Consider the following 11,630-nt stretch of genomic DNA (forward strand, 5'->3'; position numbering starts at 1 on the left):
GATAAAATAAGCCACCACGTTCTGCTTGTTATCCAGCGTGCGGCCAAAGATGATGCCGCGGCCCGGATACGCATTGCTCATCAGCTCATAGCTGATATTGAACACATTCTTGCTCATAACGCTTTCCTTCCTCCTTACTTTTTGGCGACCCATGCGCCGTGAACGCTGAGCCGCCCTGCGCAGAAGTCACTCACGGCCTGCGGTAGCAAAATCCACTCGGCGTTCTGCATCACGCGCTTCTGAAGCGTCTCCGGCGTGTCGCCTTCCTCCACTTCGACCGCCTTTTGCGCAATGATTGTGCCGCCATCTACCACTTCAGATACAAAATGCACGGTAGCGCCGGTCACCTTCACCCCTTTGGCAAGGGCTGCCTCATGCACGCGCAGTCCGTAGAAGCCTTCCCCGCAAAAGGACGGGATGAGCGACGGATGTACATTGATGATACGGTTTTCGTACTGGCGGCAGAAGCTGTCCGGCAGCACGGTCATAAAGCCCGCCAGCACGATCAGCCCGATCTCGTATTCCTCGAGCAGCGCGGTCAGCGCCGCGCCGTAATCATCCGCGCTGTCAAAATCGCGGCGGCGCAGCACAGCGGACGGAATTGCGGCCTTTGCCGCGCGCTCAAGCGCGAACGCCTCCGGATTAGAGGAAACCACCAACCGAATACGACCGTTTTCAATTTTGTCCGCGGCCTGCGCGTCGATCAACGCTTGCAGATTCGTGCCGCCGCCCGAAACCAAAACTGCGATGTTTGTCATATCGCTTCTCCCTTTTTATTCGAGTACAACGCCCTTTTCGCCGCTGACGCACTCGCCGATGATATATGCCTTTTCGCCTGCGGCTGAAATCGCAGCCACCGCACGGGAAGCATCCTCCGCCGCAACAGCAAGCACCAGACCTGCGCCCATGTTGAAGGTGTTGTACATATCGCGCTCCGGAATCTTGCCAGTCTTGGCAATCAGGTCGAATACCGGCGGCACCGGCATCGCGCTCTTTTCAATTTTTGCGCAGATGCCTTCCGGCAGCATACGCGGTACATTCTCATAGAAGCCGCCGCCTGTGATGTGGCTGATGCCCTTGACCTCGACCTTACCCATAAGGCCCTGAATGGCCTTGACGTAAATCTTGGTCGGAGTCAGCAGTTCTTCACCGAGTGTTTTGCCAAACTCGTCAATATAACGGCGCACGGACTTCTCATTGATGCCCAGCGTCTTGCGCACCAGTGAATAGCCATTGGAATGCACGCCCGAGGACGCCACGCCGATCAGCGCATCACCCGGACGGATATTCGTGCCGTCGATCATCTTCTCCTTATCGACCATACCGACCGAGAAGCCCGCCATATCATACTCATCTTCAGGATAAAAACCGGGCATTTCGGCAGTCTCGCCGCCAATCAATGCGCAGCCTGCCTGACGGCAGCCTTCTGCAATACCGGAAACCATCTGCGCGATCTTCGCCGGATGGTTCTTGCCGACCGCAATGTAATCGAGGAAAAACAGCGGCTGCGCACCGCAGCAAGCAATGTCGTTGACGCACATCGCCACGCAGTCGATGCCGACAGTATCGTGCTTATCCATCAAAAAGGCCAGCTTGAGCTTGGTGCCCACGCCGTCCGTACCGGAAACCAGAATGGGATCAGCCATGCCCTTAAAATCCGGGCGGAACAGGCCGCCAAAGCCGCCGAGCGTGCCCATCACACCCTTTGTGAAGGTCGATTCGACCATCGGCTTCATCAGCTTGACCGCCTCATAACCGGCAGTTACGTCTACACCGGCTGCCTTGTAGCTTTCAGAACGGCTCTCACTCATAATAATACTCCTTCGTCGTTATTTCGGCGGAACAGCTTATTCTTTGCCATTCCAGCAATAGGTGCAAACCTTGTCGCGGTCCAGTCCGATGGCCTCCAGCAGACCGTCAAGTGACTGATAGCCCAGCGAACTGAAACCAAACTTCTCACAGATGGTTTTCAGCATGCACTGACCGCGCTCTGTGTTGGCATCCGCATATTCCTCCAGATGCTTCTGACCCTCGTCACCTTCCAGCTCCTGCACAATGCGGCGGGCAAGCAGCTCCATCTCGGAATTCGAGGAAGAGAAGTTCAGGTACTTGCAGCCATACATGATCGGCGGGCAGGCAGAGCGCATGTGCACTTCCTTTGCACCCGACTCATACAGGAATTCGACCGTCTCGCGCAGCTGCGTACCGCGCACGATCGAGTCGTCCACAAACAGCAGCTTTTTGCCCTCAATCAGTTCGGGCACCGGAATCTGCTTCATCTTGGCGACCTGATTGCGCACCTTTTGGTTGGCCGGCATAAACGAGCGCGGCCATGTCGGCGTATATTTCACGAACGGGCGCGCAAACGGCTTACCGCACTCGTTGGCATATCCGATTGCGTGCGGCACGCCGGAATCCGGCACGCCTGCGATAAAATCAACATCTTCCGCCAGACCGCGCTTTTTGTCATCACGCGCCATAATCACACCGTTGCGGTAGCGCATGACCTCGACATTGACGCCCTCATAGTTGGAATTGGGGTAACCGTAATAGGTCCACAGGAAAGAGCAGATCTTCATCTCCTTACCCGCAGGTGAAAGCGTCTCAAATCCGTTTTCCGTCACCTTGACGATCTCACGCGGCCCCAATTCATATGCGTCCTCATAGCCCAGCTTGTGATAAGCAAACGACTCAAACGAAATGCAGCAGCCGTCCTCGTTCTGTCCGATGAGCACCGGCAGGCGGCCGACCTTGTCGCGCGCAGCGATGATGCCGTCCGGTGTCAGGATTAAAACAGTCAGCGAACCGTCGATCAATTCCTGCGCATGCAGAATACCGGAGATGAGGTCATCCTTCTGGTTGATGAGCGCCGCGGCCAGCTCGGTAGAGTTGACCTTTCCCGAGCTCATCGCCATAAACTGATGGCCGTGATCAGAAAAATAGCGGGACACCAGATCCTCTGCGTTGTTGATGATGCCGACCGTTGTCAGCGCATACAGGCCGAGGTGCGAGCGCACAAGCAGCGGCTGCGGATCAGTGTCACTGATGCAGCCGATACCGCTGCAGCCGGAAAAGTCCGGCAGATCCTTTTCGAATTTCGTACGGAACGGGGTGTTTTCAATGCTGTGGATCTGACGCTGGAAGCCGCGTTCCTTATCATACAGGATCATACCGCCGCGGCGCGTGCCCAGATGCGAATGATAGTCCACACCGAAGAAAATATCCAGCACGCAGTCCTGCTTGGAGACTACGCCGAAAAATCCTCCCATTTGTTACTCCTTGTCTTTCCTCCCGTCAAGCGGGATCTCATTTTCAAACATATTCTTTTCCGCCTGCTCAGGCACCGGGATCGGATACTCGCCCGAGAAGCAGGCGTCGCAAAAGCCCAGTTTACAGCCCACGGCGATCTTGCGCGCCGCTTCCAATGACAGGAACCCTAGGCTGTCCACGCCGATAATTTGACGCATTTCCTCCACCGTGCGGCCATGCGCCAAAAGCTGGCTGCGCTCCGGAATATCCGTGCCGAAAAAGCAGGGATGCCGGAACGGCGGCGCGGAGATACGCATATGCACCTCAGCCGCACCTGCGTCGCGCAGCAGTTTGACCAGACGCGCGCAGGTCGTGCCGCGCACGATCGAGTCATCGACCATAATGACGCGCTTACCCTCGACCGCCGTGCGCAAGGCGTTCAGCTTTAAGCGCACCGAGCGCTCGCGCTTGTCCTGCCCCGGCTGAATAAACGTGCGGGCGATGTAGCGGTTTTTGATGAGTCCCACACCGTAGGGGATGCCGGAAAACTTAGCGTAACCGATTGCAGCGGGAATACCGGAATCTGGCACACCGATGACTACATCCGCACCGACCGGATGCTCGATGGACAGGTACTTGCCGGCCTCCTGCCGGGCAAGCTCCACGCTTGCGCCGTCGATGATCGAGTCCGGACGGGCAAAATAGATATATTCGAACACGCATGCCGTGCTCTTACACTGCACACCGCAGTGCATCGAACGCAACTCGCCGTCCTCCACCACGCAGACCTCGCCCGGCTCCACGTCGCGGACGAACGTCGCGCCCAGCGCATCCAGCGCGCAGGTCTCAGAGGCGAAGATATACGCCCCATCCAGCAGGCCGATGCACAGCGGACGGAATCCGTGCGGGTCGCGCGCAGCAATCAGCTTGCGCGGGCTCATCACAACGAGCGAATACGCGCCCTCGATGATGCCCATGGTGTTTTTGACTGCCTCTTCAATGCTGCCGCACTTGAGGCGTTCGTTAACAATGGTATACACCAGCACCTCGGTATCGTTCGAGGAGCGGAAAATGCCGCCGTTTAATTCGATGCGGCGGCGCAGCTCACCCGCGTTAACCAGATTGCCGTTATGCGCAACGGCAAGGTTACCCTTTACGTGCGTAATGGCGATCGGCTGCGCGTTTTCCCGCGATTGCTTGCCAGTCGTCGAATAACGGACATGGCCGACGGCCATCGAACCAGGCATATTGTCAAGAATCTGCTGATTAAATACCTGACTGACCAAGCCGACGTCCTTATGGCAATGAATCACGCCGCGGTTATTGACCGCGATACCCGCTGCCTCCTGTCCACGGTGCTGCAAAGCAAAGAGCGCAACATAGGCTTCATGTGCAGCCGCGATCTCTTTGCCCGGAGGAGCGGCGATGCCGAACACGCCGCACTCCTCATGCACCTTATCAAACGGGGTTTTGCTTTGCTTTAGAATACGATATTTCATGGATTTGCCTTTTTCAACCGGGAGATTACTTGCCCATTACGCGCTTCATGATTTCCTGATAGGCTTCCTCAACACCGCCCAGATCGCGGCGGAAGCGGTCCTTGTCGAGCTTTTCGCCCGTGGTCTTGTCCCACAGACGGCAGGTGTCCGGGCTGATCTCGTCAGCCAGCACAATGGTGCCGTCCGCGGTCTTGCCGAACTCGAGCTTAAAGTCAACAAGCGTAACATTGAGCGTATCAAAATACTGCTTCATGACCTCGTTTACCTTGAACGCCATGCCCTTGATCTGCTCGATTTCCTCGCGGGTCGCGAGCTTGAGCGCGATTGCATGGTAAGCATTCATGAGCGGGTCGCCCAGATCGTCGTTTTTGTAGGAGAATTCAATGGTCGGCTCGTCAAACACGATGCCTTCGTTTACGCCGTAACGCTTAGCGAACGAACCGGCCGAAATATTACGGATGATAACTTCGAGCGGTACGATGGACACCTTCTTGACCACGGTTTCGCGGTCAGAAAGCTGCTCGACGAAATGCGTCGGCACGCCCTGCTGCTCGAGCAGCTGGAACATATGGTTGCTCATCACATTGTTGATGACGCCCTTGCCTGCGATCGTGCCCTTCTTTTCACCATTGAAGGCAGTTGCGTCATCCTTGTAATCCACGATGACCAGATTTGCGTCGTCGGTTGCAAAAACCTTCTTGGCCTTGCCTTCGTAGAGCTGTTCTTTCTTTTCCATGTCCATATTCCTCCATTTATGTGTGTAATTTAAAACAAACCGTTTTGTTTTTGGTTTTACCCGGCCGGCGCAATGGTCACGCCCGCCGCGCCTTTACCCTTTTATGCAAACTGCGCCTTGATCTTTTCGTCCTTCGCCATGACCTCATTTGCCATGTCTGCCTTGAACTGCGCGAGCTTGTCTGCCAGCGCGTCGTCCGACAGTGCAATCATCTGCGCGGCAAGGATAGCCGCATTGTCCGCGCCGTCGATGGCTACCGTCGCTACCGGGATGCCCTTGGGCATCTGCACAATAGACAGCAGACTGTCCATACCGCCCATCACACTCGTACCCATCGGCACACCGATGACCGGCAGGGTGGTGTTCGCTGCCAGCACGCCGCCCAGATGGGCCGCCTTGCCCGCTGCAGCGATAATGACGCCGAAGCCGTCCTCCTTGGCGTTTTTCGCCAGCTGCTCGGCCACCGCAGGCGTACGGTGCGCGGAACAGATGCGCACTTCGGTCGGGATGTCAAACGACTTTAAGCGGTCGATGCACTTTTCCATCACCTTCAGGTCGCTGTCCGAGCCCATAATGACCAGAACTTTTTTCATCAGCAATTCCTCCTCAAAAACAAATGAGGACACGGATAGACCCGTGTCCTGCATGTGCTCAATTTGCTGCACCAATGCCCGAAACCATGCACGAATGCCCGAGCTTTTCCGATGTTTGCATCAAGAAAACACTGCCGGTCATATGCGCACCTCTTTCTCTCGGGCGGTCGGTGAAGATACACTATTATTTTATCCAATGCGGCTGCGCATTGCAAGCATTTTACATGGTTTTTTCATCTTTCGTGCAAATGCCCAAAGATATCCGTGCCACGCGTCAGCTTTCGTGCAGAACGCCCCCCGCATACAGCACAGCTTCCATCTGATGCACACGCTCAGTCCACGAACACTGCGCACCGTACTCCAGCCGCTTTTGCACCTTTTCCGGATCGTTTTCCGCTGCAGCCACGTCGCACAAGCGAAGGAACTCATCCGCATCGTGCGCAATATAGACCACGTCCTTGAAGTCCTCGACCTGCAGCGGTTCCCGTGTCGAGACGACCGGCTTGCCGGTGGCGAGATATTCATAAAACTTGAGCGGTGATACATCTTTGCTCAACGCCCCCGCGCGGAACACATTCAGACACACATCCATCTGCGCAAGATACGCGGGCAGCTCGGGCTGCGGCACCAGACCGTGAAACACAATATTCGGATATTTCTGCAAATGCGTCAGGTCTACACCCGGCAGCGTGCGCCCGATCAGGAAAATGGTCGCATCTGGACGTTCCTTTGCCAATTTTTCGATCAGTGCATAGTCAATGCACTCCTGCAGCATGCCGACAAAGCCAAACACCGGATGCTTGAGATCTTTCATATCCGCCGGGCACGGCAGACTGTCTTTTTCCTTCTGCACGCGCGAAAAAATCTCATAGGCCGCGCCGTTTGGAATCATTTTAGTGGTCGGGTTGATTTTCTCCAGTGTCTCAGCAAGGCCGACCGCGGTCGCGAATACCTGATCGGCGGGCTTTGCCAGATCGCGCTCCATCTGATCGACCACCGCCGGGTTGATGTGACCCTTATAGGCAGAGTGGCGGTCGACGCAGTCGTACACCAACGCGCGGTGCGGCACATGCTCGACAATGTCGCACGAGGACGGTGAATAGCACCACAGCACGGTCTCGTCTCCGAAGCCGTGCTCGCGCATCTTTTTGCGCACAAAAGCCGCCTGCCGCTTCTGATTGATTTTGTTCACCCAGCGGAACTTGTTAAAGAACGGCAGCACGGGCGGCAGCGCGTACACCGTGATATTCTCATGTCCTTCGACCTTTTCGCCGGGCTGCTTGTACTTATTGATATAGGCCGATGCCTTTTTGTCCTTTAAAGGTGCAATCAAGGACACCGGAGGGTCAAAATACAGTACCTCGCTGTTCCGCAAGCGGCTCATCACGTTCTGCTTGCGCGTGGGCAGCGGGTGATAGTTGGTGGTTGAAAGGCATACAACATGGTTTTTCATTCTGTTGCCTCCTCATTTTCGTTTTCAATACCGAGCAAAACCGCCGCACCGCGCACATTTTCATGTTCACGCTCACGCAGGAGCTTGGCGTTGCGCCGGACTTCCTCATCCAGCGCCCCGGACAGGCACTTGTCGATCAGGCTGCACAGCTCGTCCGCCTTTACCTCGCGCAGCTGCAAGCAGGTGCTGCTGCCGATGTACTTGAGGAAGCTGTCCACCTTGATATCATAGCTCATGCCCACCACCGGCACGCCCTGCCCCGCCGAAAACATCAGCGAGTGCAGTCGAATGCCGACTACGGTTTTCATCCGCGCGAGGATACCAATAGTCACCTCGATCGGCTGACGGGTGCGCACCGCATGCCACGGACAGTGCAGCAACGCGCCCACCCGCTCGGCAGGCGTCAAGTCGCTCGGGAACTCGATCGGCACAAACACCGGCGTCAGTCCGTGCTTTTCATAGGCGTAATCCGCCGCCGCTGCAATCGCAGGCAGCGCAGCGTCCAGTCCCTTCCAGTTGCGAAGTCCAAAGCCGATATAGCGTCCGTTCGGGTCGATGCCGCTCTGCTCCATCGCCAGCGACACTACCTCATACGGCGCCGCATCCAGAATGATAGTCGGGTCGGCAGAGACACGAATATCCGGTCGGGTCACACCCATGCGTGCCAACTCCTGCCGGGAGTTTTCATCGCGCAGCGTAATACGATCGACCGACCCTTCAATGGTTTTGGCCGCCATTTTCCGGTTTCCTACCCGATTGATCGGACCGATGCCGCAGCCATACATCATCACCTTGCAGCCGCGCTTTTTCGCCGCGCGCAAAGTATAGCAATAATACCAGATCGAGCGGGTCGAGGTCACATCCTGCATGAGCGTGCCGCCGCCGTTGATATAGAGCGCCGCGTGGCGGAACCGCCGCAGAATCGAAAAGATATTGAACGTATACACCGCGCCCGTGCGATAGGTCAGACGGGTTTCCTGCGGACGGCGGGACATGACGCAGATCGTGCGCTCCGGATCAAGCGCGCGCATCTCCTGCACGATCGCCTCCAAAATTGCATCGTCGCCCGCGTTGCCGCGCCCGTATGCGCCGCAGATCATGATGCTCTCGCGCTCGTTCTTCGGACGGTGGAAGCGCGCCAGCAGATGGCGGTAGTTGGCCTCCTGCCGCTCGCACATCTTGTCCTTGGAAAAGTCGCGCGATGCTTTTTCATACAGCGCCTGTGCAAAGGTTTGGCGCAGCTGCGCATCGTTTGCCAGACGCACCATGTATTCGCTGAGTTTTTTATAGTCCCCGATCGGGAAAATATAGCCGTTTTCACCTGTGTCAATCAGTTCGGGCATGCCGCCAACATCCGAGCAGATCGTCGCGCACCCGGCACAAACACCCTCCAAAATGGAATACGGGAAGGTTTCGGATACCGACGACAAAAGGTTGATATCCATCGCACGGAAAAACGGCTCGACAGGCGAGACCCAGCCACAAAACGTCACACGTTCGGAAACCCCAAGCTGCGTGCACAGCTTTTTGAGCATCTCCTCATCCTCGCCCTCACCTGCGATGAACAGACGCAGCTGCGGCGCGTCATGCAGCGCAGCTGCAAAAGCGCGCACGGTGGTCGCTATATCCTTGACCGCCGTCAAGCGCGCGGCGATGCCGCACAGCACATCGCCCTGCTCGATTTCCGCGCCGTAGTTTTCTTTCAGATACTGCGCGCGGTCAAATTCGCCCTCCGGCCGATGAAAGTCCATGCCATTATAGATCTTGACAATGCGTTCGGGATCAAACCCGCGCTCAATCAGGGTGCGCGCCATGCGATCGGCTACCGGCTGGTAAAAATCCAGAAAGCGCAGCGCCACCGCATTGGCTGCACCAAAAGTATGCTGTTTAAACGGATTGCCCAGATAGTCCAGCTTATAGTCCGAGTGTACGGTTGTCAGCACCGGTACGCGGCGCATGCGGCGCACCATTGCTCCCATCAGGTTGGCTCGTCCGCCGTGGCAATGGATGATATCCGGCTGAAACTCGTCCACCAGTGCGCGCATGGCACGGGCCGCGCGGAACGGGTTGTGCCGCTCAATCACGCGCACGTCAATGCCGCGTTCGCGCGCCTCATCCGCGAACGGACCGGCACGAAAAGACACCAGCATGACCTCATTGCGCGCACTCAAGCCGGTCACCATATTCATAATATGGGTTTTGGCGCCGCCCACGTCGCCGCCGCCCATCACATGCATCACTCGCAAGGCAGATTCCTCCAAAGAGCATTTTTTCACAGATATAGACAGTATATCACGAATCAAACGCAAATGCAAAACGCAAGTGCCGATGTTTACAAACCGTTATTTGTTTTTCGGGGCGATCCATGCTATACTATATCTATCTGACCGAAAGCGAGGGTTTTTCCTTTGTCCTCCAAAAATACCATGACGCGCGACGCAATGCTGTTTCTTCCGGCCAAGGTCATTGAAGGCCTGCTGGTCATTGCATGTACATCGCTATATACCCATCTTTTTTACGAATCTACCGTCGGCACGTTCAACTTCATCAACTTCAACGTGCAGATCGCCTATCTGATTCTGGCAGGCTGGATGGCAAACGCCGCCACCCGCTATGTCGGAGAGGAATTCAGCAAGGATCAAGGACGCGGCCTGTTCTCCACGGTTTCGACCGTGTATCTTATTATCTGCGCAGGCGTTGCAATATTCTGCTGCGGCGCTGCCGTCCTCCTGCATGACCCGTTGTATCTGGGATTCATGACCATGTTTTTCAGTTACACGGTCTTTCAGATCCTGAACTCTGCGCTCATCCAGCTCGGTCGTATGCGCGCCTCCATCACGCTCAGCCTAACCTCGGCTGTACTCAAGCTGCTGGTGGCTTACGGACTGGTGTTCAGCATGCGCAACCCTGCCTCCCCGTTTCCGGCCATCTGCGCCAACACGGTGGCGGACGGAATCGCCGGCATCGGCGCGGTGATTGCGCTGGGCCTGCCATCCATCGCACGGCTGCGCTGGTTCTCGCGTGAGCTGTTCGGCAAATTTCTGCGTTTCGGCGTGCCGCTGATGGGTGTTTCCATCTCGGTCACGCTGCTCAACCAGATCGACAAGTATCTGGTCGTCGGCTTTTTCGATATGGATGTCTATGGCGTCTATTCCTCCAACAACTCGATCGCTTCCGGCCTGTTCACCATGATTTCGGTCGGCATCATGCGCGGCGTATATCCCGCAGTGCTGCGTGCGTGGCGCGAAGGCGGGCAGGATGAGGCCAAGCCCCTGCTCGATCAGGGCGTGCGACTCTATCTTCTGATCGCCGTGCCTGCCGTAGCCGGACTGACGGCGGTTGCACTGCCGATGTCGCGCGTGCTGTTCGCTAAGGGATATGAAGCAGGCGCGCCGGTTATTGCTTACACCGCGCTTGCCATGCTGTTCATGGGACTGACCGAATACGCCAACAAGGCATATGAGCTCGAACAGTCCACGGTTTCTGTTTTGCAGAACAGCGCGGCAGCAGCGATCATCAAGGTGGTCTCCAGCATCATCCTGCTGCGTGCCTTCGGTTTCACCGGCGGCGCTATGGGCTCCATCGTTGCGTTTGCGTCCTACTTTGTCATCACCTGCGTACGCGTACGGCGACGGTTCCTGTTCCATGTTCCTGTCAAAAACCTTGCGCGTATTATCATCAGTGCTGTCTTGTGCGGCGCGGCAGCCTATGGCTGCACGCTGCTGCCGGTCAGCAATCTTGTGCGGCTGATCTGTGCTGTACCCGCAGGTGCGATCACCTATGCTGTGTGCATCGTCGCCAGCGGAGAAGGCCGCGCGGAAATGCAGGCTGTCTTACAGCGGATACAAAGAACCAATTAGTAAGGAGGCCCCATTGTGAAGACCCGTATCTGGATTGAGCTTGGACTGCTCATTGCAATCATTGTCGGCAACATTATCTATCGCGCCATGGGGAATTGAGTCCTGCCATGCAGGATGAAATATCTCTTTTTTGCTTAAAAAACTTGTCTAAACCGCAAATCAATGGTATAATATGACCCTGTATGAAAATGCTGAAATAGAGAGGCGTTAATAATTATGGAAATGATTCACGAAGCGGGC

Annotated in this window: 9 protein-coding genes; 1 reads left to right on the top strand and 8 read right to left on the bottom strand. The window is 56.2% G+C overall.

The annotated features are described in order from the left end of the window. Positions 1-134: 134 nt before the first annotated feature. From purN to csaB, 8 genes are all read right to left on the bottom strand, one after another. Positions 135-758 (bottom strand): phosphoribosylglycinamide formyltransferase, encoded by a 624-nt coding sequence (gene purN, locus ABGT74_RS10630; protein WP_346705493.1) that lies wholly within the window; start codon positions 756-758, stop codon positions 135-137. A 15-nt stretch (positions 759-773) separates the two neighbouring features. After that, the gene (gene purM / locus ABGT74_RS10635) at positions 774-1,811 is read right to left on the bottom strand and encodes a phosphoribosylformylglycinamidine cyclo-ligase (RefSeq protein ID WP_297282335.1); all 1,038 of its coding nucleotides are present in this window, start codon (positions 1,809-1,811) and stop codon (positions 774-776) included. 36 nt (positions 1,812-1,847) lie between these two features. Beyond that, positions 1,848-3,269, bottom strand: a complete 1,422-nt coding sequence (locus ABGT74_RS10640) for an amidophosphoribosyltransferase (protein WP_346705494.1) — start codon at positions 3,267-3,269, stop codon at positions 1,848-1,850. A 3-nt stretch (positions 3,270-3,272) separates the two neighbouring features. After that, the gene (purF, locus tag ABGT74_RS10645) at positions 3,273-4,748 is read right to left on the bottom strand and encodes an amidophosphoribosyltransferase (protein ID WP_346705495.1); all 1,476 of its coding nucleotides are present in this window, start codon (positions 4,746-4,748) and stop codon (positions 3,273-3,275) included. A gap of 25 nt (positions 4,749-4,773) precedes the next feature. Beyond that, positions 4,774-5,484 (bottom strand): phosphoribosylaminoimidazolesuccinocarboxamide synthase, encoded by a 711-nt coding sequence (gene purC, locus ABGT74_RS10650; RefSeq protein ID WP_297282332.1) that lies wholly within the window; start codon positions 5,482-5,484, stop codon positions 4,774-4,776. A gap of 101 nt (positions 5,485-5,585) precedes the next feature. Then, positions 5,586-6,077 carry a 5-(carboxyamino)imidazole ribonucleotide mutase gene (purE, locus tag ABGT74_RS10655; protein ID WP_297282331.1) on the bottom strand — a complete coding sequence of 164 codons (492 nt, stop codon included), beginning with the start codon at positions 6,075-6,077 and terminating at the stop codon, positions 5,586-5,588. A 274-nt stretch (positions 6,078-6,351) separates the two neighbouring features. After that, positions 6,352-7,530 (bottom strand): glycosyltransferase, encoded by a 1,179-nt coding sequence (locus ABGT74_RS10660; RefSeq protein WP_346705496.1) that lies wholly within the window; start codon positions 7,528-7,530, stop codon positions 6,352-6,354. Beyond that, on the bottom strand, positions 7,527-9,767 hold the full coding sequence (gene csaB, locus ABGT74_RS10665) for a polysaccharide pyruvyl transferase CsaB (RefSeq protein ID WP_346705498.1): 2,241 nt from the start codon (positions 9,765-9,767) through the stop codon (positions 7,527-7,529). Before csaB ends, ABGT74_RS10660 begins: the two co-directional genes overlap by 4 nt. A 171-nt stretch (positions 9,768-9,938) precedes the next feature. On the opposite strand from csaB, the gene ABGT74_RS10670 reads away from it, so the two are divergent. Further along, on the top strand, positions 9,939-11,390 hold the full coding sequence (locus tag ABGT74_RS10670; RefSeq protein WP_346705497.1) for a lipopolysaccharide biosynthesis protein: 1,452 nt from the start codon (positions 9,939-9,941) through the stop codon (positions 11,388-11,390). The last annotated feature ends 240 nt before the right edge of the window (positions 11,391-11,630 follow it).

Origin of the sequence: uncultured Agathobaculum sp. (genome assembly GCF_963927765.1) — a bacterium.
In the GTDB taxonomy this organism is placed as follows: domain Bacteria; phylum Bacillota; class Clostridia; order Oscillospirales; family Butyricicoccaceae; genus Agathobaculum.

Excerpts from the sequence above, each read along its gene's own strand:
- purM (WP_297282335.1), bottom strand. The coding sequence starts at position 1,811 with ATGAGTGAGAGCCGTTCTGAAAGCTACAAGGCAGCCGGTGTAGACGTA.
- csaB (WP_346705498.1), bottom strand. The coding sequence starts at position 9,767 with ATGCATGTGATGGGCGGCGGCGACGTGGGCGGCGCCAAAACCCATATT.
- purC (WP_297282332.1), bottom strand. The coding sequence starts at position 5,484 with ATGGAAAAGAAAGAACAGCTCTACGAAGGCAAGGCCAAGAAGGTTTTT.
- ABGT74_RS10660 (WP_346705496.1), bottom strand. The coding sequence starts at position 7,530 with ATGAAAAACCATGTTGTATGCCTTTCAACCACCAACTATCACCCGCTG.
- ABGT74_RS10640 (WP_346705494.1), bottom strand. The coding sequence starts at position 3,269 with ATGGGAGGATTTTTCGGCGTAGTCTCCAAGCAGGACTGCGTGCTGGAT.
- purN (WP_346705493.1), bottom strand. The coding sequence starts at position 758 with ATGACAAACATCGCAGTTTTGGTTTCGGGCGGCGGCACGAATCTGCAA.
- purE (WP_297282331.1), bottom strand. The coding sequence starts at position 6,077 with ATGAAAAAAGTTCTGGTCATTATGGGCTCGGACAGCGACCTGAAGGTG.
- purF (WP_346705495.1), bottom strand. The coding sequence starts at position 4,748 with ATGAAATATCGTATTCTAAAGCAAAGCAAAACCCCGTTTGATAAGGTG.